This is a genomic window from Vogesella mureinivorans (assembly GCF_007644035.1).
In the GTDB taxonomy this organism is placed as follows: domain Bacteria; phylum Pseudomonadota; class Gammaproteobacteria; order Burkholderiales; family Chromobacteriaceae; genus Vogesella; species Vogesella mureinivorans.
Genome location: NZ_VMTV02000346.1, coordinates 84,742 through 111,478, shown reverse-complemented (window position 1 = coordinate 111,478; position 26,737 = coordinate 84,742). Strand labels below are relative to the sequence as shown.

Genomic DNA, 26,737 nt, shown 5'->3' with positions numbered 1-26,737 from the left:
AAAGGTTGGCCGCGCGGCCAACCTTTTTGTCGTACTGCGCCGGCTTAGCCCGACAGCCAGCTATTGGGGTGGGCTTCCAGCCAGGTCTTGATGGACTTGGCATCGTTCACGCGGGCGGCCGAGCCATTGGCTGCCAGCAGCACCACGATCAGGCGCTGGCTGCCCATGGTGGTTTCCATCACCAGGCAGCGGCCGGCTTCTTCGATGTAGCCGGTTTTGGACAGGCCGATATCCCACTCGCCCTCACGTACCAGCGGGTTGCTGTTTTTGTAGTGCAGCACACGGGTGGCGCTGGGGTGGGCAATGTATTCGTGCGTGGTGGAAAACTGGCGGATCAGCGGGTACTGGTAGGCCGCCTTCACCATGCGTACCAGGTCCATGGCGGTGGCGCTGTTGCGCATGTCCAGGCCGGTGGCATCGTGGAACACGGCATTGCGCATGCCGATGCTGCGGGCTTTCTGGTTCATCTTGGCAATAAACGCAGCTTTGCCGCCGGGGTAGGTGCGCGCCAGCGAGGCCGAGGCACGGTTTTCCGACGACATCAGCGCCAGCAGCAGCATCTCGCGGCGGGTCAGGGTCGAGCCCACACTCAGGCGCGAGCTGGTGTTTTTCAGGCGGTCTACTTCGTCTTCGGTAATGGTGATGGGTTCATCCAGCGATAGGCCGGCATCCAGCATCACCATGGCGGTCATCAGCTTGGTGATCGACGCGATGGGCTGGGTTTGCAGCGGGTTTTTTTCGTAAACCAGCTTGCCGGTTTGCGAGTCCACCACGGCCACGGACTGGGAATTCAGCCGCGGGCTACTGGTCAATGCCTGGGTTTGCAGGTTTACAGGCTGGGCGGCATGCGCCACCATGCTGCTGGCGGCCAGGCAGCCTAGCAGCGCAAAGGTTCTGAGCATCATTCATGGCTCCGATGCAGTGTTCATGCGGCAGGTAAGGCGCTGGCAGGGCTGTATCACACCCGGTGATGCGCAAAAGCGCCGTGTCTTGGCACGGCCTGTCAGGCTTACCCTGTTGTTGGTTTATCGAGCCCTTTTATTTTAAATTGATTCCCCTGCTTTGTCCGGCATTACTTTTAGTCAAAACACATGAAATGTGGGCTAGTTACCGGCATAAGGCGTGACAAATGAGTGAAATTCCATGGTCGTAAGCTATCCAGGCAGCGCTTTCAAGCTCCATCAGCCTTTTGCTCCGGCGGGCGATCAGCCTGCGGCGATTGCCAGCCTGGTCGAGGGCCTGTCCGACGGGCTGAGCTACCAGACGCTACTGGGCGTGACCGGCTCTGGCAAAACCTACACCATGGCCAATGTCATTGCGCAAACTGGCCGCCCGGCCATCATCATGGCGCACAACAAAACCCTGGCAGCACAGCTGTACAGCGAGATGCGCGAGTTTTTCCCCGAAAACGCGGTGGAGTATTTTGTGTCGTACTACGACTACTACCAGCCCGAGGCCTACGTGCCCAGCCGCGACTTGTTTATCGAAAAAGACTCCAGCATCAACGAGCACATCGAGCAGATGCGCTTGTCGGCCACCAAAAGCATTCTGGAGCGGCCGGACTGCGTGATCGTGGCCACCGTGTCGGCCATTTACGGTATCGGCGACCCGTCCGACTACCACCAGATGATCCTGCACCTGAAAGAGGGCGAAACCACGCCGCAGAAGGATATCGTCAGCCGCCTGGTGGCTATGCAGTACGACCGTAACGACACCGACTTTTCCCGCGGTACTTTCCGCGTGCGCGGCGACGTGATCGACGTGTTCCCGGCCGAAAGCAACGACACCGCCGTGCGTATCAGCCTGTTTGACGACGAGGTGGAAACGCTCACGCTGTTCGACCCGCTCACCGGCACCACCAAGCAGCGTGTTGGCCGCTTTACCGTGTTCCCGTCCAGCCACTACGTGACGCCGCGCGACACCGTGCTGCGCGCCTGCGAGCAGATCAAGCTGGAGCTGGCCGACCGCGTGGCCTGGTACCTGAAAGAAGGCAAGCTGGTGGAGGCGCAGCGCATCGAGCAGCGCACGCGCTTTGACCTGGAAATGCTGTACGAAATGGGCTTTTGCAAGGGCATCGAAAACTACTCGCGCCACTTTTCCGGCCGCGAGCCGGGCGGCGCACCGCCCACGCTGATCGACTACCTGCCCAAGAACGCGCTGATGTTTATCGATGAAAGCCACGTGACCGTGCCGCAGGTGGGCGCCATGTACAAAGGCGATGCGGCGCGTAAGCAAAACCTGGTGGACTACGGCTTCCGCCTGCCGTCGGCCGTGGACAACCGCCCGCTGAAGTTCCACGAATTTGAACAGCTGATGCCGCAAACCATTTTTGTATCTGCCACGCCAGCCGACTACGAAAAAGAGCACGCCGGCCAGGTGGTAGAGCAGGTGGTGCGGCCAACCGGCCTGGTGGACCCGATTATCGAGATCCGCCCGGTGGGCACGCAGGTGGACGACCTGCTGTCGGAAATCCACCTGCGCATCGAGCGCGGCGAGCGCGTGCTGGTGACCACGCTGACCAAGCGCATGGCCGAGCAGCTGGCCGATTACTACACCGAGCACGGCATCAAGGTGCGCTACCTGCACAGCGATATCGATACGGTAGAGCGGGTGGAGATCATCCGCGACCTGCGCCTGGGCATGTTCGACGTGCTGATCGGCATCAACCTGCTGCGCGAAGGCCTGGATATCCCCGAGGTAAGCCTGGTGGCGATTCTGGATGCCGACAAGGAAGGCTTCCTGCGTAGCGAGCGCAGCCTGATCCAGACCATAGGCCGCGCCGCGCGTAACCTGCACGGTAAAGCGCTGCTGTACGCCGACCGCATCACCAATAGCATGCAGCGCGCCATGGATGAAACCGAGCGCCGTCGTAATAAGCAGGTAGCGTTTAACACCGAGCACGGCATCGTGCCGCAGGGGGTGAGCAAGAAGATCAAGGACATCATCGACGGCGTGTACCAGAACGAGCCGGTGGACAAAAAAGCCCTGGCCGAAAACGCCCGTATTGCCATGCTGGATGAAAAGGCGCTGGCCAAAGAAATCAAGCGTCTGGAAAAAGACATGATGGAAGCGGCGCGCAATCTGGAGTTCGAAAAAGCCGCCAAGCTGCGCGACGAACTGAAAGCCTTCAAGGAAAAAGCCTGGATGAGCGGCCTGTAAGCCGCCAGCCCACGCCAAGTTGGCCGCATAGGGAACGCAATGAGCAAAAAACGCATACTCATGGTCTGCATGGGCAACATCTGCCGCTCGCCTACCGCCGAGGGGGTGATGCGCAGCATGTTGTTAAAGCATGGCCTGCAAGACCAGCTTGAAGTAGACTCCGCCGGCACGCATGCCTACCACATAGGCGAGGCGCCCGATCTACGCAGTACGCAAGCCGCGCTGGTGCGCGGCTACGATTTGCGCCAGCAGCGTGCCCGCCAGGTCAGCGCGGCCGACTTTAGCCGCTTTGATTACATGTTGGCCGCAGACCGCGCCAATCTGGCCAGCTTGCAGGCCATGCGTCAAAAGGGTGTGACACCGCAGCTATTGTTGTCGATATTGGGTAAAGAGGCCGACGTGCCCGACCCGTACTACGGTGGCCCGCAGGGCTTTGAGCAGGTGCTGGATCTGATAGAGCAGGCGTGTGAAGCGTGGTGTCTGGCGTTCTTGCGCCAGGCCGGGCGTGAATAGTGTTTGTTTGCCGCAAAATGACTAAGGGAAAGTATGGCCCTCGATAAAAAAACAGCTGCGTCCAAGCCCATAGAAGTGGCACCTAGCCATAGTGCCGACATGATTCTGCCGCGCCAGCCGGGCAAGCTCTCGCTGGGGCGGCAAACGGTGATCGTGATTGGCTCCTCTACCGGTGGTACCGAGGCGTTGCGCGTGCTGCTGACTGCCTTGCCCGCCAGCATGCCGCCCATTGTCATTACCCAGCACATGCCGGAAATGTTTACCAAGTCGTTTGCCGTACGGCTGGATGCCTTGTGCAAGCTGACGGTAAAAGAAGCCGAAGATGGCGAGCGCCTGCAGCCAGGCCACGTCTACATTGCCCCCGGCCACTCGCACCTGCTGGTCAAGCCCGCCAGCACCATAGGCTACGCCACCAGCCTGCACCACGGGGTGCCGGTAAACCGCCACAAGCCATCGGTAGATGTGCTGTTCCGCTCTGCGGCCAACGTGATCGGTAAAAACTGCATCGGCGTGATTCTTACCGGCATGGGGCGCGATGGCGCGACAGGTATGGTCGAGCTCAAAGAGTCCGGCGCGCACAATATCGCCCAGGATGAAGCCTCTTGTGTGGTGTTTGGTATGCCCAAAGAGGCGATTGCCTGCGGTGGCGTACACGAAGTATTGCCCCTGGCGGGGATTGCCCCCCGCCTGATCGCGCTGTGTGCAGGCCGTGCGCACGCGGACTAAAGTTTTACGGATGTAGAAACACATGAAACGATTGCCGGTACTGGTAGTAGAAGATGACGCAGACCTGCGCGAGGCGCTGGTGGATACGCTGGAGCTATCCGGCTTTAGCGTAGTAGAAGCCAGCGATGGCGAGGCGGCGCTGGCGGTATTGCGCCGCGAGCCGGTGGGCCTGGTGGTGTCCGATGCCCAGATGCAGCCCATGGATGGCTATACCCTGTTTGCCCACGTGAAAGACCGCTACCCTGGCCTGCCTTTCGTGCTGATGACAGCCTATGGCGTGATCGAGCGCGCCATCGAGCTACTGCGTGCCGGCGCCAGCCATTACCTGCTGAAGCCTTTCGAGCCGCAGCGCCTTATCGACGAGGTTGAGCGCTTCTTGCTGGATGCGCCGGAAGTGGCGGCCGAATCCATGGTGGCCGAATCGCCCGCCATGAAACAGATCGTGTCGGTAGCCAGCCGCGTGGCACCCAGCGACGCCAGTGTGCTGATTACCGGCCCCAGTGGCGCGGGCAAGGAGGTGCTTGCGCGCTTCATGCACCAGCACTCGCGCCGCAAGGATGGCCCGTTTGTGGCGGTAAACTGCGCGGCCATACCGGACAACCTGCTGGAGTCCACGCTGTTCGGCCATGAGAAGGGTGCCTTTACTGGTGCAGCCACAGCCCTGCCGGGCAAGTTCGAGCAGGCGCAGGGCGGTACCATCTTGCTGGATGAAGTTACCGAAATGCCGTTGCCGCTGCAGGCCAAGCTGTTGCGCGTGCTGCAGGAGCGCGAGGTAGAGCGCGTGGGCGGGCTGAAAACCATCAAGCTGAATATCCGTGTGCTGGCCACCAGCAACCGTGATATCCAGGCCGAGGTGGCCGCCGGGCGATTCCGCGAAGACCTGTATTTCCGTCTGAACGTGTTTCCGCTGAATTTGCCCGGCTTGGCCGCGCGCCCGGAGGATATCCTGCCTTTGGCACGAAAATTGCTGCGTAAACACGGTGATGCAATGGATAAGCCGCGATTGGCGCTAGGCAGCGATGCCGAGCGAGAATTGACGGCCTATAGTTGGGAAGGTAACATCCGCGAGCTGGACAATGTAATGCAAAGGGCGGCAATTCTTGCCGCAGGCACGGAAGTTTCTGCCGCTGACCTGATGCTGAACATTGGCTCGTTTGCCAAAACTGTTACCCCGCCAGAAGCAATACAAGAGGCGCCGCAGGAAACCGATATGCGTTCGGTGGAAAAACGGCATATTCTGGATGCGCTGGCAGCAACGGGTGGTGCGAAGAAGCAGGCAGCCGAAAGGCTGGGTATCAGCGAACGCACCTTACGGTACAAGCTGCAGCGCTACCGCGAAGAAGATGGAGAATCTGTCTAGGCAGATTCGTTCACGGGTAGAGGTCAACATGTCTACGCAAGGCATCAATCAGTTGCTGGGAGAGCTTCGAGCCATGTCTGCGCTTGCCGCAGGCAAGCAGGCACCCGCCGCCGAAGAAACACCGGAAGTTGATTTCTCCAACGTGCTGAAATCGACGCTGGAGCAGGTCAACCAGGTGCAGCAAACATCGCAAGAGCTGCAAAAGCGCTTCGAGCTGGGTGAAGAGGGGGTCGACATCCAGGACGTGATGGTGACAATGCAGAAAGCCAGTCTGAGCTTCCAGACCATGGTGCAGGCCAGGAACAAACTGGTTTCGGCTTATCAGGAAATCATGAATACGCAAGTGTAGCGCTGCGCTGCCCCGGTTTGGCTTGCAGCGGAAGATCAATAACGAAACAACCACTGTATGGCTGATCTGGTAGACAACGCTGCGCCTGCCTGGAAAGTGCGCCTTAATGAAGTGCTAGAGCGCTTCAAGGCCCTTCCCAACAACAAAAAAATTCTCTTCTTCACCGCTGTCGCAGCGGTGTTGTCTATTGCTATTGCTCTTTTCGCTTTCAACCGCGAACCCGCTTACAAAGTCCTGTTTACTGGCTTGGCCGACCGTGATGGCGGCCAGATCACTGCGTCGCTGCAGCAAATGAATGTGCCCTACCAGATCAGTGATGGCGGGGTGATTTCGGTGCCCAGCGACAAGGTCTACGATGTGCGGCTGAAGCTGGCCAGCCAGGGCCTGCCCAAGGCTGGCGGTGTGGGCTTCGAGCTGATGGACAAGCAGAAATTCGGCATCAGCCAGTTTGCCGAACAGGTGAACTACCAGCGTTCCATCGAGGGCGAGCTGGCCCGTACGATTGAATCGGTCGGCGTGGTGGAAACCGCGCGTGTTCACCTGGCCATGCCCAAGCAAAGCGTCTTTGTGCGCGAGCAGCAGCTGCCTACTGCCTCGGTCATGCTGAGCATGCGTGGCGGGCGCATTCTGGATGCAGGCCAGATAGCCGGTATTTTGCACCTGGTGTCCAGCTCGGTGCCTAACCTGCCGGTGCGCAATGTATCTATCGTGGACCAAGACGGCAACCTGCTGTCCAGCCTGCCAGACCTGAACAACGCCTCTGGCCTGGACCGCCGCCAGCTGGACTACGTGCGCCAGATCGAAGCCGACTACGCCAAGCGGGTAGAGGCTATTCTGGAGCCCATCTTTGGCAAGGGTAACGCCCGCGCCCAGGTTACCGCTGCGGTAGATTTTGCCGAGGTGGAGCAAACCTCGGAAACCTACCGCCCCAACTCTACGCCCAACCCGTCGGCTACGCGCAGCCAGCAGATTGTCGAATCGCTGGGCAAAGATGCCAGCTTGCCCTCGGGTGTGCCGGGTGCACTGACCAACCAGCCGCCGTCTGCTGCGTCTGCACCGCTGACGCTACCACCGGGTGCCGCCCCGGGTACCGCCACGCTATCCGGCCTGCCCATGGGCACCGCGTCGGGTACCACCCACCGCGAAATTACCACCAACTACGAAGTTGACAAGACTATCCAGCACACCAAGATGCCCAAAGGCAATATCAAGCGCCTGACAGCTGCGGTAGTGGTCAATTACAAGATGGTGCCGGACGCCAATGGCGAAGCAAAACCGACACCGCTGACTGACAAAGAGTCAGCCCAAATCCAGAGCTTGGTACAAGAGGCCATCGGCTACAATAAAGATCGTGGTGATTCGGTAAACGTGGTGAATGCCAGCTTTGCTGATGCCGTACCGGTCAGCACAGCAAAAGATCGTGCACTGGATTTCCTCAGCGCCAATGCGGGTGAGCTGATCAAATACGGCCTGCTGGCCCTTGCCGTGCTGTACCTGTTGTTTGGTGTGGTGCGCCCCATCATGCGGGATGTGGCCAAACCCCCTGCTGCCGATACGCCAGAGACAGAAGAGGCTGCGGCCGCGGCTGGCGGGCGCTTGCTGGCGGTGGCCGGTGAAGATGGCGAAGAGGGTGGCGAATCCGGTGGTGAAGGTGGCGCAGCGGGTGGCGGTGATAGTGGCGATCCGAAAGAGCAAGCCCGTCGTCAGTACGAAGCCCATCTGCAGGCTGCGCGTGACCTGGTGAAAGCTGACCCGCGCATGGCGGCGCAGATCATTAAAGAATGGATAACGTCAGATGAGTGATGCCGGTATTCGTCGCAGCTCGGTGCTGCTGTTCAGCCTGGGTCAGGCCGAGGCCATTGAGGTATTCAAGTACCTGGGGCCCAAGGAAGTGCAAAAGCTCAGCTTGGCCATGGCCAGCCTGAGTAACCTGAGCCATGAAGAAGTCGAAAAAGTCGTGGGGCAGTTCCGCGAAGAATGTGCCGCCCGCGCCAACTTTGGCGCCACCGACGAATACCTGCGCAACGTACTGGTAGAGGCGTTGGGCCCGGATAAAGCGGCCAACCTGCTGGACAAGATTCTGCAGGGCAACGATCACAGCGGTATCGAAAGCCTGAAGTGGATGGACCCATCGTCCGCGGCAGACCTGATTCGCAACGAGCACCCGCAGATTATTGCCACCATCATGGTGCACCTGGACCCCGACCTGTCCAGCGCCATTCTGGCCTACTTCCCCGAGCGTATGCGTAACGAAGTACTGATCCGTACCGCCACGCTGGAAGGTGTGCAGCCGCAGGCTCTGCGCGAGCTGAACGACGTGCTGACCCAGCTGCTGTCCGGCTCCGACCGCGTGAAGAAGAGCGCGGCGGGTGGCGTGGGCATGACTGCCGAGATCCTGAACTTCCTGGGCTCCAATGTGGAAGCCTCTGCGCTGTCGTATATCCGCGAGTACGACCCGGAGCTGGCGCAGCGCATTCAGGACAAGATGTTCGTGTTCGACAACATTCTGGAAATCGACGACCGCTCTATCCAGACCATCCTGCGCGAAGTGCAGTCCGACTCGCTGGTGGTGGCACTGAAAGGTACCAGCCAGGAGCTCAAGGACAAGATCTTCCGCAATATGTCGTCGCGTGCAGCCGAGATGCTGCGTGATGATCTGGAATCCAAAGGCCCGGTCAAGCTGTCCGAAGTGGAAGCCGAGCAGAAAGAGATTCTCAAAATTGTGCGCAAGCTGGCAGACGAAGGCCAGATCGTGATCGCAAGCAAAGGTGGAGACGAAGGCCTTGTCGAGTAACAACATCATCCCGGCGGAAGCGCTGGGCCAGTGGCAGTCCTGGCGCTTTGGCGAGATAGGGGCGCAGCCCGCCCCGCAGCCCGAAGCCAGCATTGCCGCGACTGAAGCCCCCGCAGAGGGGGTTTCTGCTTTGCAGCAGGACACGGTAGAGGCGACGCCGCCCGAGCAGCCCGAGTCGGCAGTCGCGCCAGAAGACGCGTTGCCACCACCGGCTTACCCCACCGCAGCCGAACTGGAGGCCATTCATCAGGAAGCCTGGCAGGCTGGCTTTGAAGCAGGCAAAGAAGAAGGGCTGCAGCTGGGGCAGGCCGAGGGGGCACAGCAAGCGCTGGCCGATGCAGCCCAGCAGTTCGAAACATACTGGGCACCACTGGCCGAGCTGCAGCAAGCCATGGAAACCCAGCTACAGCAGCTGGGCACGGCCTTGTCTGCCGAGGTATTGCAGCTGGCGGTCGGTTTTGCCGAGCAGATCGTCGCCAGCAAGATCGCGCTGGACAGGGCCGCCGTACTGCCTGTGTTGCAGGCCGCGCTGGATGAGCTGGGGCAGGGCCTGCTACAGGCACGCGTGCGCGCCCACCCGGAAGACATAGCGGTGATACAGGCTTTTGCGCAGGAGCGTTTTGCCGGGGTGAGCTGGCAGTGGGTGGCCGATGATGCCGTGGTGCGCGGTGGCTGCGTGGTAGATACCGGCAGCGTCAAGCTGGACCTGACACTACCGCCAAGGTTGGCCGCATTGCGCCAGGCGCTGGGGTTGCCCGCGCATGATTGACCTGCTGCAAAGCCAGCGCAGCTACCTGGCCGCCTGCCAGCAAACCGTCGCCAATACCCCGGCCTGGTTGCCAGAGGGCCAGCTTACCCGTGTGACCGGCTTGGTGATGGAGGCGGTTGGCCTGCGTTTGCCGGTGGGCAGTGCTTGCGAAGTACACCTTGCCCAAGGCCACAAGGTAGAAGCCGAGGTGGTCGGTTTTGCCGGCGACAAGCTGTTTTTGATGCCGGTGGCCAATATCCAGGGGCTGCTGCCAGGCACGCCGGTGCGGCCAGCACGCAGTATTCAGCCGCCGGCCTACGGGCAGCAGCAGGTGAATGCCGAGGTAAATGGCCCGCTGGGGCGCCAGGTGCCGGTGGGGTTGAGCCTGCTGGGCCGCGTGCTGGACTCGCTAGGCCGCCCGCTGGATGGCAAAGGCCAGATATTCCCCGAAGCTTACTTTCCTTTGTACAGCCAGCCTTTGAATCCCTTGCAGCGTACGCCGGTGCGGCACGTGCTGGATGTGGGCGTCAAGGCCATTAATGGCCTGCTCACGGTTGGCCGCGGCCAACGTTTGGGCCTGTTTGCCGGCTCGGGCGTGGGTAAATCCGTGCTGCTGGGCATGATGGCGCGCTACACCCGTGCCGACGTGGTGGTGGTGGGGCTGATTGGCGAGCGGGGCCGCGAGGTGAAAGACTTCATCGAGCACATTCTGGGCGAAGAAGGCCTGGCACGCTCGGTGGTAGTGGCCGCCCCGGCCGACATGCCGCCGCTGATGCGCCTGCACGGCGCCGCCTACGCCACGGCGCTGGCCGAGTACTACCGTGCCCAGGGGCTGGATGTGCTGCTGCTGATGGATTCGGTTACCCGCTACGCCATGGCGCAGCGCGAAATTGCCCTGGCCATTGGCGAGCCACCGGTTAGCAAAGGCTACCCGCCATCGGTATTTGCCAAGTTGCCACAGCTGATCGAGCGCGCCGGTAATGGCGAGGCCGGTGGTGGCTCCATTACTGCCTTCTACACGGTGCTGTCCGAGGGCGACGACCAGCAAGACCCTATCGCCGACTCGGCGCGGGCCATTCTGGATGGCCACTTTGTGCTATCGCGCGAGCTGGCCGAGTCTGGCCACTATCCGGCCATCGATATCGAGCAATCCATCTCGCGGGTGATGGTAGACGTGGTGCCGCGCGAGCACATGGACAGCGCCCGCCGCTTCAAGCAGCTGTTTTCGCGCTACCAGCGCAGCCGCGACCTGATTAGCGTCGGCGCCTATGTACCCGGCTCCGACCCGATGCTGGACGAAGCCATCCGCCTGCATACCCGGCTGACCGGGTTTCTGACCCAGGCGCAGCATGAAAACGTGGACGCTGGCATGACCACGCTGCTGCTGAACGATGTGCTGGCAGGCTAGGCCTAGGCCATGAGCAAATTTGCCCTGCTAGTCCGCCTGGCCACCGACCGCATGGACGCGGCGGCAGAGCGCATGCGCAAGGCACAGCTGGCGCATACCCAGGCTGAAAACACGCTGGCGCAAATCACAGGCTATATCGGCGACTATCAGCAGCGCATGTTGTCGCTGGGCCAGTCGGGTACCAGTGTGGCGCAATGGGCCGACTATCGCCTGTTTTTGCAAAAGCTGGATGATGCACGCGAGCAGCAAACGCGGGAGGTAGACCGCAGCCTGCAGCGCTTCCTGATGGAAAAACAGGCGTGGCTGCAGCAGCGCAAGCAGCTGAAATCCTATGAAGTACTGCAAGAGCGCGAGAAAGCCCGCCTGGCGCTGCGCCAACGCCGGCAAGAGCAAAAAGCACTAGACGAATTTGCCGCCCGGCCCAAGCCCGAATAGCCACGCCCGCCAGGCTTGCACGGCGTGGTACTGATCGTATTTCTATTGGCATGTTTCCTGCTTTAACCCCCTCATTCCGTACATGGGGTGCCGGCCATGAGCTTCTCCTTGAAACCCGTATCACACAGCGCCACTGCGGCCGTTGCCAGCCAGAGCGCAGCCATGCCCGCCGCAGGCAGCACGGCTGCTACCGCAGGCGATGGCTTGTTTGCCAGCCTGTTTGCCGGCCAGCTTGGCGAGGGGGGGCAAGGCCAGCAGGCAGACCTGACCAGCTTGCTGGGTTTGCCGGTGGCGACACCGGCTTCGCTGCTGCCCGCCACGCCGGGGGCATCTGCCAAACGCGACACACCTGTCACGCAGGGCGAACTATCGTTGGCCGCACAGCCTGCTGCTAGCGATGCTGCCATGATGATGCAGATGTCCGGTTTGCTGCAGCCGCCTGCATCACTGCCCCCGCCCGTGCAAGAAAAGCAGGCCTTGCCAGCGCTGGGTGATAGCGCACAACAGCAACAGCAAGACCAGCCCGGCCAGCCAGACCAGGCATTGCTCGCCGCCCAGGCCGGCATGGCGGCATTGCCGCTGGCTGCGCCACAAGCTGCGCCAAGCCCGGCAGCTAGCCAGCCCGCATCGGCAGCTGTTGTAGTGCAGCAGGCCGCACTAGGCGCTTTGCCGTTGGCCGCACCCACCCAGCAGCCTTCTGATGCGGTAGTGACGAGGCGTGAAGCGGTGGGCGCGCCACCTGCTGCAGCGTCGGATGTGAGCAAGCTACTGGCAGACAAGAGTAGTACGGCCAGTGTGTTGCCACCCGCGCAAACCGTCCCTGTGCTGGCTCAGCAAGCAGGCCAGCAAAGCGGCTTTACTGCCCGTGACGACAGCCCGATGCAGGCCGTGACCGTGCCGGCGCATGGCAAGGCCGATATCCTGCCTGCAGATGTACGCCTGATGTTCCGCAAGGAAATGCAGCAGGCTGGTTTGGCCGAGCAGGCAGCCAGCGCTGCGGCAGATGAGGCGGCAGAGATGGTGGCCGGCCAGCGGCAAATCTTGCCGCCAGTGTTGACAACTGCCGCGCCTGCCACCGCCGCGCAGGCATGGCGTATTGACCCCCCCATGGCACGTACAGCCGAATGGCAGTCGGCTTTTGGCGAGAAAGTAGGCAGCATGGTGGCCTTGAAGCTGGATAGTGCTTCTATCCGGGTGTCGCCGGAAAACCTGGGCCCGCTGGATATCTCGATTCGCTTCGATAGCCAGGATCAGGCCGCCATTTCTGTGGTAGCGGCCAACCCGGAGGCCAAAGCCATTGTAGAGAGCAGCCTGCCCCAGCTGGCGCGCATGCTGGAGAACAGTGGCATCCAGCTGGGCAGTACCCAGGTATCTACCCAGCATCAGCAGCAAGCACAGCAGCAGGCGCAAGAGCACGCGCAGCAGCAGGCGGGTAGGCAAGGGCGGCAGCCAGGCCATGCAGCAGGCCAGGAAGAGGCATTGCCCGAGCCAGAACCGGCACTGTCTGCCGTATCTACACGCCAAAACGGGCTGAGTATTCACGCCTGATGCTTTAATCGGTGGAAACGCTGTTCAATTGACCCGGAAATGGGGAAAATACGCTTTAACAATTTCCTCATGACGAGTTAAACCCAAATGGCTGAAAAAGAGAAAAAAGAAGACCCGAAAGCAGCAGCTGCAGGGGCACCGGCACCGGCCGGTGGCAATAAAAAGCTGATGATTATCGTGATTGTTCTTTTGGTTCTGGTCCTGGCGGCCGTTGGCGGTTTGGGTGCTTACCTGTTCCTGGGCCAGAAGCACGCAGCCGAGGCCGCTGCCGGTGGTGCACATGGCGCCGCCGCAGAGCAGGAAAAAGAGCCGAAGAAAAAAGAGAAAAAAGAAGGCCCACCGATTTTCGAGAAAGTCGAACCCTTCGTGGTGAACCTGTCCGGTGGCCCAACCGCACCGATGCTGCAGCTCGAGATGCAGGCGGAGCTGCTGGATGAGGCGGCCAAAACCAACTTCAAAGCCTACATGCCCAAGATCCGTAGCGCCGTGATCTTGCTGCTGTCTTCCAAAACCGAAGAAGACGTTGCGTCCGCTGAAGGCAAGGTGAAGCTGCGCGCCCAGATCAAGCGCATCATGAATGAATCCATGGACGCGGCCGAAGAAGAGCCGGTCGATAGCGTTCTGTTTACCTCCTTCATCATCCAGCAGCAGTAATCCCGTATGGCTGATGAAATCCTGTCCCAGGAAGAGGTCGACGCGCTACTACGTGGCGTCACCGGGGAAGAGGACGACGAAAGCGGTGGTGCGGACAGTGGCGCGGTACGGTCGTACGATATCGGCCGGCAAGAGCGCATTGTCCGCGGCCGCATGCCGACGCTCGAGATTATCAACGAGCGTTTTGCGCGTAACCTGCGTATCGGTTTTTTCAACTTTATCCGCCGCAATGCCGAGATATCGGTGGGGCCGGTACGGGTACAGAAATACAGCGAATTCATTCGTAACCTGGTGGTTCCTACCAACCTGAACCTGGTGCATATCAAGCCGCTGCGTGGTACCGGCTTGCTGATTTTCGACCCGGATCTGGTGTTTCTGGTGGTGGATAACCTGTTTGGTAGCGATGGCCGCTTCCACGTACGGGTAGAGGGGCGGGATTTCACCCCTACCGAGCAGCGCATCATCCAGAAAATGCTGGAAGTGGTGTTTACCGAGTACCAGAAAGCCTGGGAGCCGGTGTACCCCATCGAGTTCTCTTATCTGCGCTCCGAGATGAACACCCAGTTCGCCAACATCGCCACCCCTACCGAGGTGGTGGTGGCGGTAACGTTCCATATCGAGCTGGGTGCCGGCGGCGGCGATTTTCACGTTTGCCTGCCATACTCGATGGTAGAGCCGCTGCGCGACATTCTGGCCAGTACCATGCAGGCCGACCGTACCGAGGTGGATAACCGCTGGGTCAACCTGATGCAACGCCAGGTGCAGGCGGCCGAGGTAGAGCTGGTGGCCACGCTGGCTACCGCCAAGATCAGCCTGGGCCAGATCCTGAACCTGAAAGAGGGTGATGTGGTCATGGTGGACATCCCCGAGAAAATTGTTGCAGACGTATCGGGTATCCCCGTGCTGGAGTGCAGCTATGGCACGGTTACCGGTAACTACGCACTGAAAGTAGATGCAATTCTGGCCGGCGCGCACGACCTGGCCGACCTGCCCAATGGAGAGAACGAAGATGGCTGACGAGCAAGCCTTTGACCCGGATTCTGTTGCGGGTGCTGTAGACGATAGTAGCGATGCGGGCGTGATGGACGACTGGGCGGCCGCCATGGCCGAGCAGGAGGTGGCCGAAAGTGCCGCCGCTGCCGAGGTCAAGACTGCCAGCTCGCTGTTCCAGGATTTCTCCGGTGCCAGCAGTGCCCAATCGGTACCGCAAAACCTGGACATGATTCTGGATATCCCGGTACAGCTCACGGTAGAGCTGGGCCGCACCAAGATCGCTATCCGCAACCTGCTGCAGCTGGCACAGGGTTCGGTGGTAGAGCTCGATGGCCTGGCCGGCGAGCCCATGGACGTGCTGGTGAACGGCTGCCTGATTGCCCAGGGCGAGGTGGTCGTGGTAAACGACCGCTTCGGTATCCGCCTGACCGATATCATTACCCCTGCTGAACGTATCCGCCGCCTGCAAAAATGAAACTGAAATCTACGCTGTGCGTCCTGCTAGCCAGCCCGGCCTGGGCGGCCCCTCCGGTAGAGGGGCCTTCGCCTTTCTGGAGCATGGTGCAAATGGTGTTTGGCCTGCTGCTGGTATTGGGGCTGATTTTTGCCGCGGCCTGGCTGTTTCGCCGCTTCACCATGGGTAGCATGCTGGGCCGTTTTCAGCCTGCCCGCGTGGTGAGCGGGGTGATGGTGGGCCCGCACGAGCGCGTGGTGATTGTCGAGCTGGGGGGAGAGTGGCTGGTGCTGGGGGTCACGTCCCGCAGTGTCAACCTGCTCAAAACCATGGATAAACCACCGCAGGCCGATGCGGCCAACGTTACTGCTGCCACGCCGCCATTTGCGCAGTGGTTGGCCGCAGCCATTGAAAAAAGCCGTAAGCGCCAAGGGGGCGAGGGCGAATGAAACGAAAGTTCTGGCTGGTAATGCTGCTGTCACTGGTATTGCCGGTAAGCGTATGGGCCGCAGGCCTGCCCATGATGAACAGCACCCCGGCACCGGGGGGCGGGCAAAACTATTCGCTCAGCCTGCAGATGTTATTGCTTATGACGGGCCTCAGTTTTATCCCTGCCATGACACTGATGATGACCGCGTTTACCCGCATCGTGATTGTGCTGTCGCTGCTGCGCCAGGCGCTGGGTACCATGCAGTCGCCGCCCAACCAGGTGCTGATTGGCCTGGCACTGTTTCTGACCATCTTCGTGATGACCCCTACGCTGGAGCAGGTTTATAACAAAGCCTGGGTGCCGTTGTCTGAAGACCGTATCACCTTTCAGCAGGCCGCCGACGAAGCAGCCATACCGATGAAGGCTTTCATGCTGTCGCAGACACGCGAGAAAGACTTGCAGTTTTTCATCGAGATTTCGCAGTCACCCGCCCCGGCCAGCAAGGCCGACGTGTCACTGAAAACCCTGGTGCCGGCCTTTGTGGTGAGCGAGCTGAAAACCGCATTCCAGATCGGCTTCATGGTGTTTATCCCGTTTCTGATCATTGACCTGGTGGTGGCCAGTATCCTGATGGCCATGGGCATGATGATGGTGTCGCCGGTGATCATTTCCCTGCCATTCAAAATGATGCTGTTCGTGCTGGTAGATGGCTGGGCATTGATCATGGGCTCGCTGGTGCAGAGCTTTGCCGCCAAGTAGGAGCTGACATGACCCCTGAAACCGTCATTAACCTGGTGCAGAACGCGCTGTTTGTACTGATTCTGGTATCGGCGCCACCGCTGGCCGTGTCGCTGCTGGTGGGCTTGCTGGTCAGCATCTTGCAGGCGGCCACCCAGATCAACGAAATGACGCTCACCTTCATCCCCAAGCTGCTGGCCATGTTTCTGGTGCTGGTGCTGGCCGGCCCCTGGATGATGACCACCCTGCTGGACTACATGACGCGCCTGTTCCAGAGCATTCCCAGCGTTATCGGCTAACACATGATCAGTTTCGGCGATGCCCAGATCAATGCGCTACTGGCGTATTTCCTGTGGCCGTTTGCCCGCATTGTGGGCCTGATGCTGGCCGACCCGCTGCTGTCGTCCAAAAGCATACCGCGCCGCTACAAGGCGGGTTTCGCCATGTTTCTTACCATTGTGCTGGCGCCGGTACTGCCGCCCATGCCCGAGGTGTCGGTGGTGTCGGCCCAGGGCACGCTGATCGTCATGCAGCAGCTGCTGATCGGCATCATCATCGGCACGGTGATGCGCATCGTGCTCACCGGGGTAGAAATGGCCGGTTTTCTGATGGGCAGCCAGATGGGCCTGGGCTTTGCCATGTTTTTCGACCCGCAGCACTCCGCCCAGGTACCGGCTGTTTCCCGCGTACTGAGCGTATTTGCCACCCTGATCTTCCTGACCTTTGACGGCCACCAGGTGTTGATTGCCACCCTGGCCGAAAGCTTCCGCCTGATGCCGGTGGGGGCGCCGTTTCCGGCGGCTTCGCTGTATAGCCTGGCCGTATGGGGGGGCAAGCTGTTTGAATGGGGGCTGTGGCTGTCTTTGCCGGTCGTTGGCACGCTATTGGTAGTCAACCTGGCTATCGGGGTGATGACCCGCGCGGCGCCGCAGTTCAACGTGTTCTCCTTTGGCTTTCCCGTCACGCTGTTCATTGGCTTTGTAGCGCTCTACCTGTCGCTGCCGCTGATGGAGCCCGCCTTGTCGCAGCTTTACCGCGAGTCTTTCGACTTTATTGCAGCGTTGCTGAAGGCGCGCTAGCTTTTTGCTAGAATCCCGCACTGAAAATTTTTGCGGCTTGCCGGTGGCAGGCTGCCAACACACTGAAACCGAGGCTTTTATGGCTGGCCACAGTAAATGGGCGAATATCAAGCACAAGAAGGAACGCGCTGACGCCAAGCGCGGCAAAATCTTTACCCGTCTGATCAAGGAAATCACCGTTGCTGCCAAAATGGGTGGCGCCGACATCGATTCCAACCCGCGCCTGCGTCTGGCGGTGGATAAGGCCTGGGATGCCAACATGCCCAAGGACAACGTCCAGCGCGCCATCGACCGCGGTGCCGGCACGCTGGAAGGCGTGGATTACCTGGAATGCCGTTACGAAGGTTACGGCATTGGCGGCGCGGCCGTGATGGTGGACTGCCTGACCGACAACAAAACCCGCACCGTAGCCGACGTGCGCCATGCTTTCTCCAAATACGGTGGTAATATGGGCACCGACGGCTGCGTGGCGTTCCAGTTTACCCACTGCGGCTACCTGGTGTTTGCGCCGGGTACCGACGAAGATGCGTTGATGGAAAAAGCGCTGGAAGCCGGTGCCGACGACGTGGTCAGCAACGACGACGGCTCGCTGGAGGTGATTACCCCGCCGTACGAGTTCACCCGCATCAAGGGCGAGCTGGAAGCGGCTGGCTTCAAGTCGGAAATGGGCGAAGTCACCATGCGCCCGCAAAATGAAAGCGTGCTGGCCGGCGACGACGCCGTGCGCATGCAAAAGCTGCTGGACGCGCTGGAAGACCTGGACGACGTGCAAGAGGTATACACCTCGGCCGTGCTGGACGACTGAGCTTGGCCACCCAGTTACCCAAAGCCTGCCTAGCAGGCTTTTTCTTTTGCTTGCTCATGCCTGCGCAGGCCGAGGCGCTGCGCATGTATTGCAGCGAACATACGGTGCCCAAACACTATGCAGAATATGGCCGGCTGCGTGGCTACGGCGTGGAGCTGGGGCTGGCTATCTTGAAACAGGCGGGTATCGAGGCCGAGGCGCGCTGCCTGCCGTGGGCGCGTGCCATCCAGGAGGTAGCCGCAGGGAGGGGCATCATGGCGCCGGTGTTTTCCCGTACGCCAGAGCGCGAAGCGCAGATGCTGTTTTCCAGTGTGGTGATGGACGACCCGGTGGTGCTGGTGCAGGCGGCAGCCCGCCCCTTTGCCTTTCATCACCCTACCGATCTGGCAGGGCGGCGGGTAGGCACCACCCGCGCATCGCGTTTTAGCGAGGCCTTTAATGCCGCCATGCCTGCTATGCGCATCAACGAAGATGGTGGCCCGGCACAGCGGCTGCTGATGCTGTTGGCGGGCAGGCTGGACGCCGCCGTGATTGCTGGTGGCGCTCATGCCGTGCGCTACAACGCCCGTCAGGCGCGCATTCCCATCGAGCAGCTGCGTATTGTCAGCCTGCCGATCATGCAAGACCCGAACTATTTTGCCATTGCGCGACAGCACCCGCAGGCGCAGGCGCTGATGACACGCATTAACCAGACGCTGCGGCGTATGAAGCAGGACCGCAGCCTGAACTATTTGCTGGCCGAGGCCCAGGCGCGATATTAGGCGTATGGCGTGCCATGGCGAAGGTTGGCCGCAGGCTGCTGCTGCCTATGCGGCCAACCTTCATCAGAACACCGATTCGCCGCTGCGGGTGGTAAAACGGTCCAGCGCCTCTAAGCCGGCCAGCGAGTTGCCACGTGCATCCAGCCCCGGGCTCCATACGGCAATGCTCATCTTGCCCGGCAGGATGGCCAGAATGCCGCCACCCACGCCACTCTTGCACGGCAGACCCACGCGGTAGGCAAACTCGCCTGCTGCATCGTAGGTGCCGCAGGTCAGCATGATGGCGTTCACCTGTTTGGCCTGGCTGCGGCTCAGGCGCTGTTGGCCGCTGACCGGCGAGGCGCCGTGGTTAGCCAGAAACAGGCCGGCACGGGCCAGCTCGCGTACCGACATACGCAGGCTGCAGGCGCGGAAGTAGTGCGCCAGTATCTGGTCTACCGGGTTGCGGATATTGCCGCAGCTTTTCATGAAGTGCGCCAGCGCGGCATTGCGGTGGCCGTGCTCGGCTTCGGACGAGGCAATCACATAGTCAAAGTCCAGCGCCGGCTCGCCGCTTTCCTCGCGCAGAAAGGTGCGCAGCGCGGCGCTGCTATCGCCTTGCTGGCTGAGGGCGATGTCGGTGACCACCAGCGCCCCGGCGTTAATGAAGGGGTTGCGCGGAATGCCGTGCTCGTATTCCAGCTGTACCAGCGAGTTGAACGGGTTACCGGATGGCTCTTTGCCTACCCGTTGCCAGATCGGCTCGCCGTGCTGTGCCAGCGTGTGCGCCAGCATGAAGGCTTTGGAAATGCTCTGGATGGAAAAGCGCTTGTCCGCCAGGCCGGTGTGAACGAGCTGCCCGTCCAGTGTGGCCACGGCCATGGCGAACTGTTCGGCACTTTCACCGGCCAGGGCCGGAATGTAGTCTGCCGGCTTGCCGCCGGGCAGGTAGGGGGTTACATCGCGCGCGATGTCGTCTATCAGTTGCTGAATATCCATTTTTATCACAGGTGTTGTGGTAGAGAAGGTGGCGCGGGTGGTCTTTGCCACCCTGCTGCCGGGCCCTGCCGCCAGGGTTGGCCGCAGGCTGCCGCGGGCGCTGCCCGCGTGCATTCAGGCTGGGGTGGTACCCCATTCCGCCAGAAAGGTGGCACGGAACTGCATCACCCACGCCAGACGCTGTTCGCCCAGTGCGCGGCCGGCTTCGGTTTGCATGCTGGCGGGCAGGGTAGCCAGCTTCACGGTAATGTGGTCCAGTGCGTAGCGGCGGTCATCCAGCGCGCGCTGCCTGGCCTGCGGGTCGTCCGGGTGTGCCAGCTGGCTGTCCATTTTGCCGGCGGTGTAAAACAGCCTGGCCAGGCCCACCGCGCCCAGCGCATCCAGCCGGTCGGCGTCCTGCACGATTTGCGCTTCCAGTGTTTGCGGCGTGATGGCGGCAGAAAAGCTGTGCGCCTCGATAGCGTGGCCTACTGCGGCCAACTTGTCGGCCGGGAAGCCGGCGGCTGCCAGCTCGCTGCACGCTAGCGCGGCGGCCTGGCGCGAGGCTAGGTGGCGTTCCGGGTGGTTCTTGGGCAGGTTCACCAGATCGTGCAGGTAGCAGGCAGCCATCACGACCAGCGCATCGGCTTGCGGGTAGCTGGCCAGCAGCTGGCTGGCGCTTTGCCAGACGCGCTGCAGGTGGGCCAGGTCGTGGGCGCCGTCGTTGCCTGCGTGGCGGGTTGCCAGCTTGCGGCAGCATGCCTGCCAGTGGGGTAGCTCGTGCGTCATGGGGGGCTTTCCGATAAAGGCCGCTCATTAAAAAAGCCCAAGGGCCCGCTGTCAATGCTCGGCCGGCCAAAAAACAAAAGCGCCCCACAGGGCGCTTTTATCGGCATGAGGCGGGTTATTTCTTGCCTTTGATGCTTTCTTCCAGCTCCTGGAAAGTAGGGCGCTCGGTGGAGTACAGCACCTTGCGGCCAAACTCTACAGCGGTTTGCGGGGCGTAGCCCTGCATGCTGGCCAGCAGCACGGTCTTGATGCACTGGAACTCTTTGGAGCTCTCGTCCAGTTTCTGCTCTAGCAAGGTGCCCAGCGGCGCCACAATACCGTAGGCCAGCAAAATACCCAGGAAGGTCCCCACCAGTGCCGAGCCGATCATGCCGCCCAGTACGGCCGGGGGCTGGCCCACCGAGCCCATGGTGTTCACCACACCCAGCACCGCCGCCACGATACCGAACGCCGGCAGCGCATCGCCCAGGCGCGTGATGGCGGCTGCCGGAACATGGCCTTCGTGGTGATGGGTTTCAATTTCGATATCCATCAGGTTTTCGATTTCCATGGCGTTCAGGTTGCCGGACACCATGATGCGCAGGTAATCGGTGATGAAGTCCATCACGTGATGGTCGTGGGCGATAGCTTCGTATTTGGAGAATACCGCGCTGCTGTGCGGGTCTTCGATGTCCTTTTCTACCGACATCAGGCCTTCTTTACGAATCTTGACCAGAATCTCGAACAGCATGCCCAGCAGGTCCATATAGCGGGCTTTGGTGTAATGCGAGCCTTTGAATAGCGTGGGCAGCGCAGCTTTAACCGCTTTGAGCGTTTTGCCCTGGTTGGCCACCACGAAGGCACCGATGGCACCACCCAGAATGGCCATCATTTCTGTAGGCAGCGCCTTGATGATGACCTGCATATTGCCGCCGTGGATGATGTAAGCACCAAAGATACAACCCAAGGCGATGAGATAACCGATACCAACGTTCATGAGCCTGCGTTCCCCTAAGTGTGCAAGGCGTGGATGTGAATGAATTTAAGGACAGATGCAGCCGGATTGCCAGCCGCAGTGCAACATGTCAGTAGTCTACTTTTCCGCGCATGGCCTTGATGCTACCGCGATTGCATTTGCCTGCCAACCGGCGCTGCTGGCTGCCCCAGGTGGGTTTGGTGGCCTTGCGTGCCTTAATCGTGATGTTGGCCGCATCGATCATGGCCTGCAGGCGCTGCAGTGCATCATGGCGGTTTTGCTCCTGCGTGCGGTACTGCTGCGCCTTGATAATGACTACACCGTCTTTGTTGATGCGCTGGTCGCTACCGGCCAATAGCTTCTCTTTCAGGCTGTCCGGCAGGCGCGAGGCGCGGATATCAAAGCGCAGGTGGATAGCGGACGACACCTTGTTCACGTTTTGCCCGCCCGCGCCCTGGGCGCGTATGGCGGTAAAGGTCACGTCATCCGGGTGGAGCTGGGCCAAGTCATTCTTCCTGCTGCAAAAGTCTGGCGGCAGTGTAGTGCCTGTTGTGCCTGGCGGCTAGCGCTACGTGCGTTGCTGCCGCCGCTCGGCAAAGGCCTGTTGCGGGTTGCTGCTGCGTTCGCGCTTTTTCAGGTACATGGCATTGTCGGCTTGCTCGATCAGTGCTTCCAGCTTGCTTTGGGCGTTGATCGCGCAGTAGCCGATGCTGGCGCTTACCGAGACCACGGCGCCGGATGGCAGGGCGATGGGGCGGCTTAGCGCGTAGTCCAGCTCGTCTATGGTATGGCGGATAGCCTGGCTGCTGTCCCGGCACAGTGCCACGATGAATTCATCACCGCCAAAGCGGCAGCAGACATCCTGCTGTTGCAGCGTGGTCAGCAGGCGCTCTGCCGTGATCTGCAGCACCACATCACCCGCTTTGTGGCCGTATTGGTCATTGATGGGTTTAAAGCGGTCCAGGTCGATTTCCAGCAAGGCTTTTTCGCCTTGCCCGGCGGCGTGTTCCAGTAGCTGGCTGATGTGGCGTATGCCTGCGCGCCGGTTGTACAGGCCGGTAAGCAGGTCGCGGTCGGCCATGTGCTGCATTTCGCGGTGGCTGCTGGCGAGCTGGCGCATGGCTTGCTCGGCGCGTTGTCGGGCTTTTTTCAGCAAGTGCAGGTTGTCGTAGTGGCGCCGGGCCTGCTTGCACATGATGCGCCCCACCGCCAGGCTTAGCAGCATGCTGATGGTGGCGTTTTCGATGACGGTGGTGATGGCAAAGCTGGGCAGGTCGAATAGCAGCAATGACGCGATGGCAATGAGCCAGTTGCAGAGTACGGCGACACAGAGCAAGGGAAAGCGCGAGGTTGTGGCTATCAGTACCAGGTCTACCATGGCAAAGCCTGCTGTCATGGTCAGGTAGCTTATGCCGATAGTGTGCAGCTCGTACCCAAACCACACCACGACAGCCGGGTAGGTCAGGCCTGCACTCACGTGAAAAATATTGCCCCACAGCCTAGCGCCACGGCGGTGCATAAGTATGAGTGCACCAAAAGACCAGCAGATGGCTAGTACCCGTGGCACCAGAATGCTCTGCCAGTGGGCGTAGTTCTGCACGTATTCCAGGCAGAACATCAACGTGAAGATGCTGCCCACCAGTAACGCAGCCGTACGCCTGGCTACCAGTGCTTGCTGATCCTGCCGGGTATGAAAACGCGCCATGCGATAGGGCTTGTCCTGCATGGTCATGCTAGCGCGAGAAAATCTTTCCGGGGTTCAGCAGCTGCGCCGGGTCCAGCGCCTGCTTGATGGCGCGCATCATGGCAATGCCGTGCGTACCGGCCTCGGCGGCCAGATAAGGCTGCTTGCCGATACCGATGCCGTGTTCGCCGGTGCAGGTGCCTTCCATGTCTTGTGCCCGCTGTATCAGGCGGTGGTTCACGCTTTTGGCCTGTGCCATGGCGGCCTCGTCGCCGGGCTGCACCAGCAGCATCAGGTGAAAGTTGCCGTCCCCCACGTGGCCGAACAACGGCGCTTGCATGCCTTGTGCGTGCAGGTCGGCATAGGTGGCCTCTATGCACTCGCTTAGCCGCGAAATCGGTACGCACACATCGGTCGCCACGCAGCGGCTGCCAGGCTGTAGCTGCAGGCCGGCAAAGTAGGCGTTATGGCGGGCTTGCCACAGGCGGTTGCGCTCTTCGTCGCGCGTGGCCCAGGCAAAGCCGCCGCCACCGTTGGCCGCGGCCAGCTCGCCTACCATGGCGGCCTGCTCGGCCACGCTGGCGGTTGTGCCGTGAAACTCCAGAAACAGGGTGGGGCGCTCGGGGTAGTCGGTACGGCTGTGGCGGTTCACCGCTTGCATGGTCAGTGCGTCCAGCATTTCGGCGCGGGCCAGGGGTATGCCGCACTGGATGCTCTGGATAACGGTGTCTACCGCACCGGCTACGCTGTCGAAATTTACCACCGCAGCCGACATCGCTTCCGGCATGCCATACAGACGCACGGTGACTTCGGTAATGATGGCCAGCGTGCCTTCCGACCCTACCAGCAGCCGGGTCAGGTCGTAGCCGGCAGAGGATTTTCGTGCACGGGTGCCGGTGTGTACTACCTCGCCGCTGGCCAGGACGGCGGTGAGCGCCAGCACGTTTTCGCGCATGGTGCCGTAGCGTACTGCGTTGGTGCCGCTGGCGCGGGTGGCGGTCATGCCGCCCAGTGTGGCATCGGCGCCGGGGTCGATGGGAAAGAACAGCCCGCTGTGGCGCAGCTCACGGTTGAGCTGCATGCGGGTTACGCCGGCTTCTACCGTGGCGGTCAGGTCCGCTTCGTGTACCGCCACGATGCGCTGCATCTGCGACAGGTCAATGCTGATGCCACCATGTATCGCCAGGGTATGGCCCTCTACCGAGCTGCCTGCACCGTAGGGGATCATCGGTACACCGTACTGGCTGCACAGGCAGGCAATCGCGCTGACTTCCGCCGTGCTGTGCGGCCACACTACCGCGTCGGGCAGCGCATCCGTGTGGCAGGATTCATCGTGGCCATGATGGGCACGCACCGCATCACTGGTGGAGATGCGCTCGCCCAGCAAGGCGCCGAGTGCTGCCAGCAAAGGGCCACAGGAAGAGGGGGCTGTCATGGGTTTCTCGCAAAGGGCCGAATGTCAAATTATCACCCATTATGAATAATTTAACAGTATTTATATATAGCGCTCACTTGATAGCCTGTGCTTCTGTTGTGAAACCGGCAAGCCGGCCAGACACGGCCAGCTTGCATGGTGCACGGCTATTGCAGCTGCCAGCGCCCTTCGCCTTGTAGCTGCAGCTGGTGGCTATGGTGTGCCAGCAGCGTGCTGCGGTGGCCTACGCTTACCAGCACCGTGCCCGGCAGCTGGCTGCGTACCAGGCGGTACAGCGCGTCTTCCAGCCCTTCGTCCATGGCCGAGGTGGCTTCGTCCAGGAAAGCCACTTGCGGTGCGGCCAACAGCAGGCGGCCAAACGCCAGCCGTTGCTGCTCGCCCAGCGACAGGATGCGGCTCCAGTCGGCTACCTCATCCAGGCGGCTGGCCAGCTGCCCCAGCTGCACGGCCTGCAGCACGCTGCTGATGCGGGCGCTGTCGGCAATGGCCGCTTGCGGGTAGCTTAGCGCGTCGCGCAGGCTGCCCAGTGGCAGGTAAGGGCGCTGCGACAAGAACAGCGCGGCTTGCTGCGGGTAGGCAATCTGCCCGTCGCAGTGTGGCCACAGCCCGGCAATAGCGCGCAGCAGCGTGGTTTTGCCGCTACCGGACGGGCCGCGTATCAGCAGCGCGTCGCCGCTGTGCAGCGACAGCTGCAGTTTGTCGATCAGCAGCTGCTGGTCTGGCCGGCGTACGGTGAAGTCTTGCAGCGTCAGGCCGCTATCGGCGTGGCTGCTGGTGGCTTGTGGTAGCTGCACGGCCTGCTGGCAGGCGTCCTGGAAGCCGGTCAGGCGGTCCAGCACGGCTTTGTACTCGGCAAAATTGTCGTACGAGGTGCGAAAGAACGACAGGTTGGTTTGCAGCTGGCCAAATGCCTGGGCAGTTTGCACCATGTCACCCAGCGAGATTTCCTTGGCAAAAAAGCGCTTGGCCTGCAGCAGGAAAGGGAAAATCACACCGGTCTGGCTCACGGTAAGGTTGAAGCCACTCAGTTTCAGGTTACGGAAGACCAGCGCCCAGCTATTGGCGATAACCTCGCCAAAGCGGTGGCGCAGGCCCGCGCCCTCTACCTGCTCGCCGCGGTAAAAGGCAATGTTCTCGCTGTACTCGCGCACCCGCATCAGGTTGTAGCGGTAGTCGGCATTGAGTTTTTCGTTCAGGAAATTCAGGCGGATCAGCGGGCGGCCAATACGGAAGGCAAACACCGTGGCAATGATCACGTAGATGTAGGCAATGAACACCGTGCTGCGCGGAATCTCCACCCCGAAGATGGCCAGTGCGCCCGACAAACCCCACAGGATAAGGGTGAACTCGAAGGTAGACACCAGCGCGTCGATCACGCCCATGGACAGCGACAGGCTGCTGCCGACAAAGCTGTTGATGTCCTGCTGGATACGCTGGTCCGGGTTATCCGCCGGGGTGGCCAGATGGTGGCTGCGGTAGTAAGCCTGGCCCTGCAGCCATTGCCCCAGCAAATGTTCGTTCAGCCACTGCCGCCAGCGGATCACAAACGCCTGCTGCAGATAGTATTCAAACAGCACGCGGCCAACGTGTGCCGTGGCCAGCGCGGCAAACAGCAGCATGGACGCCCAGAAGGCTTTCTCGTCCAGCTTTTGCAGCGCGGTGTACATGCCGTTGTACCAGTTGGAAAACAGTACGCTCAGCCGCACGCCGGCCAGCGTGACCAGCACAATCAGCAGCAGGCTCAGCAGGGGCCGCCAGCCGTGTTTGCTTGGCTGAAAGTAGTCGCCCGATAGCTGCCAGAACTGCCGCCCCCACTGCGTGTGGCGTGTCAGCAGCCACAGCGCGCCGCCGCTGAGCAGCAGGGTAATCACCATGGCTTGGCCCAGCCATACCAGGCTGGCCAGCACTTCGCTTCCCCAATTCACAATGCATTACTCCTGTCTTGGTTTTGTTGTTTTGGCCA

At 61.0% G+C, this 26,737-nt stretch carries 28 protein-coding genes; 20 read left to right on the top strand and 8 right to left on the bottom strand.

Annotated features, from left to right (window positions below):
- Window positions 1–44: 44 nt before the first annotated feature.
- Window positions 45–905 carry a D-alanyl-D-alanine endopeptidase gene (pbpG, locus tag FLQ44_RS10735; protein ID WP_240801247.1) on the bottom strand — a complete coding sequence of 287 codons (861 nt, stop codon included), beginning with the start codon at window positions 903–905 and terminating at the stop codon, window positions 45–47.
- 238 nt (window positions 906–1,143) lie between these two features.
- Between pbpG and uvrB the strand changes: the two genes are divergently transcribed.
- From uvrB to FLQ44_RS10635, 20 genes are all read left to right on the top strand, one after another.
- Window positions 1,144–3,159, top strand: a complete 2,016-nt coding sequence (uvrB, locus tag FLQ44_RS10730; RefSeq protein WP_147694385.1) for an excinuclease ABC subunit UvrB — start codon at window positions 1,144–1,146, stop codon at window positions 3,157–3,159.
- A gap of 39 nt (window positions 3,160–3,198) precedes the next feature.
- Entirely contained in the window at window positions 3,199–3,672 is a 474-nt protein-coding gene (locus FLQ44_RS10725) for a low molecular weight protein-tyrosine-phosphatase (RefSeq protein WP_147694384.1), read from the top strand.
- A gap of 33 nt (window positions 3,673–3,705) precedes the next feature.
- On the top strand, window positions 3,706–4,398 hold the full coding sequence (locus tag FLQ44_RS10720) for a chemotaxis protein CheB (RefSeq protein ID WP_147694383.1): 693 nt from the start codon (window positions 3,706–3,708) through the stop codon (window positions 4,396–4,398).
- A gap of 22 nt (window positions 4,399–4,420) precedes the next feature.
- Entirely contained in the window at window positions 4,421–5,758 is a 1,338-nt protein-coding gene (locus FLQ44_RS10715) for a sigma-54-dependent transcriptional regulator (RefSeq protein WP_147694382.1), read from the top strand.
- 28 nt (window positions 5,759–5,786) lie between these two features.
- Complete coding sequence (fliE, locus tag FLQ44_RS10710) at window positions 5,787–6,107, top strand: flagellar hook-basal body complex protein FliE (RefSeq protein ID WP_147685628.1); 321 nt, start codon at window positions 5,787–5,789, stop codon at window positions 6,105–6,107.
- A gap of 57 nt (window positions 6,108–6,164) precedes the next feature.
- Window positions 6,165–7,910 (top strand): flagellar basal-body MS-ring/collar protein FliF, encoded by a 1,746-nt coding sequence (gene fliF, locus FLQ44_RS10705; protein ID WP_147694381.1) that lies wholly within the window; start codon window positions 6,165–6,167, stop codon window positions 7,908–7,910.
- Window positions 7,903–8,901, top strand: coding sequence for a flagellar motor switch protein FliG (fliG, locus tag FLQ44_RS10700; protein ID WP_147694380.1), 999 nt, complete (start codon window positions 7,903–7,905; stop codon window positions 8,899–8,901). The genes fliF and fliG overlap by 8 nt, the downstream gene beginning before the upstream one ends.
- The gene (locus tag FLQ44_RS10695) at window positions 8,891–9,670 is read left to right on the top strand and encodes a FliH/SctL family protein (protein ID WP_147694379.1); all 780 of its coding nucleotides are present in this window, start codon (window positions 8,891–8,893) and stop codon (window positions 9,668–9,670) included. The genes fliG and FLQ44_RS10695 overlap by 11 nt, the downstream gene beginning before the upstream one ends.
- Window positions 9,663–11,057, top strand: a complete 1,395-nt coding sequence (fliI, locus tag FLQ44_RS10690; RefSeq protein ID WP_147694378.1) for a flagellar protein export ATPase FliI — start codon at window positions 9,663–9,665, stop codon at window positions 11,055–11,057. The genes FLQ44_RS10695 and fliI overlap by 8 nt, the downstream gene beginning before the upstream one ends.
- Window positions 11,058–11,066: 9 nt before the next feature.
- The gene (gene fliJ / locus FLQ44_RS10685) at window positions 11,067–11,492 is read left to right on the top strand and encodes a flagellar export protein FliJ (protein ID WP_147694377.1); all 426 of its coding nucleotides are present in this window, start codon (window positions 11,067–11,069) and stop codon (window positions 11,490–11,492) included.
- Window positions 11,493–11,600: 108 nt separating this feature from the next.
- Window positions 11,601–13,040 (top strand): flagellar hook-length control protein FliK, encoded by a 1,440-nt coding sequence (locus tag FLQ44_RS10680; RefSeq protein WP_170252943.1) that lies wholly within the window; start codon window positions 11,601–11,603, stop codon window positions 13,038–13,040.
- An 87-nt stretch (window positions 13,041–13,127) separates the two neighbouring features.
- A complete protein-coding gene (locus FLQ44_RS10675) occupies window positions 13,128–13,694 on the top strand; it encodes a flagellar basal body-associated FliL family protein (RefSeq protein ID WP_147694375.1) in 567 nt (188 codons plus the stop codon).
- 6 nt (window positions 13,695–13,700) lie between these two features.
- On the top strand, window positions 13,701–14,711 hold the full coding sequence (fliM, locus tag FLQ44_RS10670; protein ID WP_147685645.1) for a flagellar motor switch protein FliM: 1,011 nt from the start codon (window positions 13,701–13,703) through the stop codon (window positions 14,709–14,711).
- Window positions 14,704–15,162 (top strand): flagellar motor switch protein FliN, encoded by a 459-nt coding sequence (gene fliN / locus FLQ44_RS10665; RefSeq protein WP_240801246.1) that lies wholly within the window; start codon window positions 14,704–14,706, stop codon window positions 15,160–15,162. The genes fliM and fliN overlap by 8 nt, the downstream gene beginning before the upstream one ends.
- Window positions 15,159–15,590, top strand: a complete 432-nt coding sequence (gene fliO / locus FLQ44_RS10660; protein ID WP_240801245.1) for a flagellar biosynthetic protein FliO — start codon at window positions 15,159–15,161, stop codon at window positions 15,588–15,590. The genes fliN and fliO overlap by 4 nt, the downstream gene beginning before the upstream one ends.
- A complete protein-coding gene (gene fliP, locus FLQ44_RS10655) occupies window positions 15,587–16,330 on the top strand; it encodes a flagellar type III secretion system pore protein FliP (RefSeq protein ID WP_147694374.1) in 744 nt (247 codons plus the stop codon). The genes fliO and fliP overlap by 4 nt, the downstream gene beginning before the upstream one ends.
- Window positions 16,331–16,338: 8 nt before the next feature.
- Entirely contained in the window at window positions 16,339–16,608 is a 270-nt protein-coding gene (gene fliQ / locus FLQ44_RS10650) for a flagellar biosynthesis protein FliQ (protein ID WP_017508832.1), read from the top strand.
- A 3-nt stretch (window positions 16,609–16,611) separates the two neighbouring features.
- Window positions 16,612–17,388 carry a flagellar biosynthetic protein FliR gene (gene fliR, locus FLQ44_RS10645; RefSeq protein ID WP_147694373.1) on the top strand — a complete coding sequence of 259 codons (777 nt, stop codon included), beginning with the start codon at window positions 16,612–16,614 and terminating at the stop codon, window positions 17,386–17,388.
- 79 nt (window positions 17,389–17,467) lie between these two features.
- Window positions 17,468–18,193, top strand: a complete 726-nt coding sequence (locus tag FLQ44_RS10640; RefSeq protein WP_147694372.1) for a YebC/PmpR family DNA-binding transcriptional regulator — start codon at window positions 17,468–17,470, stop codon at window positions 18,191–18,193.
- Window positions 18,194–18,276: 83 nt separating this feature from the next.
- A complete protein-coding gene (locus tag FLQ44_RS10635; protein WP_170252942.1) occupies window positions 18,277–18,954 on the top strand; it encodes a substrate-binding periplasmic protein in 678 nt (225 codons plus the stop codon).
- Between the two features lie 63 nt (window positions 18,955–19,017).
- Here FLQ44_RS10635 and FLQ44_RS10630 read toward each other — a convergent pair whose 3' ends face one another.
- The 7 genes from FLQ44_RS10630 to FLQ44_RS10600 all read right to left on the bottom strand — a co-directional run bounded on the left by FLQ44_RS10630 (window position 19,018) and on the right by FLQ44_RS10600 (window position 26,699).
- On the bottom strand, window positions 19,018–19,932 hold the full coding sequence (locus tag FLQ44_RS10630; RefSeq protein ID WP_147694370.1) for a glutaminase: 915 nt from the start codon (window positions 19,930–19,932) through the stop codon (window positions 19,018–19,020).
- A 114-nt stretch (window positions 19,933–20,046) separates the two neighbouring features.
- Window positions 20,047–20,700 carry an HD domain-containing protein gene (locus FLQ44_RS10625; protein WP_147694369.1) on the bottom strand — a complete coding sequence of 218 codons (654 nt, stop codon included), beginning with the start codon at window positions 20,698–20,700 and terminating at the stop codon, window positions 20,047–20,049.
- Between the two features lie 115 nt (window positions 20,701–20,815).
- Window positions 20,816–21,676: a flagellar motor stator protein MotA gene (motA, locus tag FLQ44_RS10620; protein ID WP_147694368.1), complete on the bottom strand. Its 861-nt coding sequence runs from the start codon at window positions 21,674–21,676 to the stop codon at window positions 20,816–20,818.
- Window positions 21,677–21,764: 88 nt separating this feature from the next.
- The gene (gene arfB / locus FLQ44_RS10615) at window positions 21,765–22,160 is read right to left on the bottom strand and encodes an alternative ribosome rescue aminoacyl-tRNA hydrolase ArfB (protein WP_147694367.1); all 396 of its coding nucleotides are present in this window, start codon (window positions 22,158–22,160) and stop codon (window positions 21,765–21,767) included.
- Between the two features lie 63 nt (window positions 22,161–22,223).
- Window positions 22,224–23,387: a GGDEF domain-containing protein gene (locus FLQ44_RS10610; protein WP_147694366.1), complete on the bottom strand. Its 1,164-nt coding sequence runs from the start codon at window positions 23,385–23,387 to the stop codon at window positions 22,224–22,226.
- A gap of 1 nt (window position 23,388) precedes the next feature.
- A complete protein-coding gene (locus FLQ44_RS10605; RefSeq protein ID WP_147694365.1) occupies window positions 23,389–24,774 on the bottom strand; it encodes an FAD-binding oxidoreductase in 1,386 nt (461 codons plus the stop codon).
- 146 nt (window positions 24,775–24,920) lie between these two features.
- Entirely contained in the window at window positions 24,921–26,699 is a 1,779-nt protein-coding gene (locus FLQ44_RS10600) for an ABC transporter ATP-binding protein/permease (protein WP_206208804.1), read from the bottom strand.
- Between the last annotated feature and the right edge of the window lie 38 nt (window positions 26,700–26,737).

Bases quoted from the DNA above. Each gene is read 5' to 3' on its own strand.
- fliI (WP_147694378.1), top strand. From the start codon at position 9,663: ATGATTGACCTGCTGCAAAGCCAGCGCAGCTACCTGGCCGCCTGCCAG.
- fliR (WP_147694373.1), top strand. From the start codon at position 16,612: ATGATCAGTTTCGGCGATGCCCAGATCAATGCGCTACTGGCGTATTTC.
- fliQ (WP_017508832.1), top strand. From the start codon at position 16,339: ATGACCCCTGAAACCGTCATTAACCTGGTGCAGAACGCGCTGTTTGTA.
- FLQ44_RS10605 (WP_147694365.1), bottom strand. From the start codon at position 24,774: ATGACAGCCCCCTCTTCCTGTGGCCCTTTGCTGGCAGCACTCGGCGCC.
- FLQ44_RS10715 (WP_147694382.1), top strand. From the start codon at position 4,421: ATGAAACGATTGCCGGTACTGGTAGTAGAAGATGACGCAGACCTGCGC.
- FLQ44_RS10640 (WP_147694372.1), top strand. From the start codon at position 17,468: ATGGCTGGCCACAGTAAATGGGCGAATATCAAGCACAAGAAGGAACGC.
- fliE (WP_147685628.1), top strand. From the start codon at position 5,787: ATGTCTACGCAAGGCATCAATCAGTTGCTGGGAGAGCTTCGAGCCATG.
- fliM (WP_147685645.1), top strand. From the start codon at position 13,701: ATGGCTGATGAAATCCTGTCCCAGGAAGAGGTCGACGCGCTACTACGT.
- FLQ44_RS10635 (WP_170252942.1), top strand. From the start codon at position 18,277: ATGTATTGCAGCGAACATACGGTGCCCAAACACTATGCAGAATATGGC.
- fliN (WP_240801246.1), top strand. From the start codon at position 14,704: ATGGCTGACGAGCAAGCCTTTGACCCGGATTCTGTTGCGGGTGCTGTA.
- FLQ44_RS10630 (WP_147694370.1), bottom strand. From the start codon at position 19,932: ATGGATATTCAGCAACTGATAGACGACATCGCGCGCGATGTAACCCCC.
- FLQ44_RS10610 (WP_147694366.1), bottom strand. From the start codon at position 23,387: ATGACCATGCAGGACAAGCCCTATCGCATGGCGCGTTTTCATACCCGG.
- fliP (WP_147694374.1), top strand. From the start codon at position 15,587: ATGAAACGAAAGTTCTGGCTGGTAATGCTGCTGTCACTGGTATTGCCG.
- fliJ (WP_147694377.1), top strand. From the start codon at position 11,067: ATGAGCAAATTTGCCCTGCTAGTCCGCCTGGCCACCGACCGCATGGAC.
- motA (WP_147694368.1), bottom strand. From the start codon at position 21,676: ATGAACGTTGGTATCGGTTATCTCATCGCCTTGGGTTGTATCTTTGGT.
- fliG (WP_147694380.1), top strand. From the start codon at position 7,903: ATGAGTGATGCCGGTATTCGTCGCAGCTCGGTGCTGCTGTTCAGCCTG.
- fliF (WP_147694381.1), top strand. From the start codon at position 6,165: ATGGCTGATCTGGTAGACAACGCTGCGCCTGCCTGGAAAGTGCGCCTT.
- FLQ44_RS10725 (WP_147694384.1), top strand. From the start codon at position 3,199: ATGAGCAAAAAACGCATACTCATGGTCTGCATGGGCAACATCTGCCGC.
- pbpG (WP_240801247.1), bottom strand. From the start codon at position 905: ATGATGCTCAGAACCTTTGCGCTGCTAGGCTGCCTGGCCGCCAGCAGC.
- FLQ44_RS10720 (WP_147694383.1), top strand. From the start codon at position 3,706: ATGGCCCTCGATAAAAAAACAGCTGCGTCCAAGCCCATAGAAGTGGCA.
- uvrB (WP_147694385.1), top strand. From the start codon at position 1,144: ATGGTCGTAAGCTATCCAGGCAGCGCTTTCAAGCTCCATCAGCCTTTT.
- FLQ44_RS10625 (WP_147694369.1), bottom strand. From the start codon at position 20,700: ATGACGCACGAGCTACCCCACTGGCAGGCATGCTGCCGCAAGCTGGCA.
- fliO (WP_240801245.1), top strand. From the start codon at position 15,159: ATGAAACTGAAATCTACGCTGTGCGTCCTGCTAGCCAGCCCGGCCTGG.
- FLQ44_RS10675 (WP_147694375.1), top strand. From the start codon at position 13,128: ATGGCTGAAAAAGAGAAAAAAGAAGACCCGAAAGCAGCAGCTGCAGGG.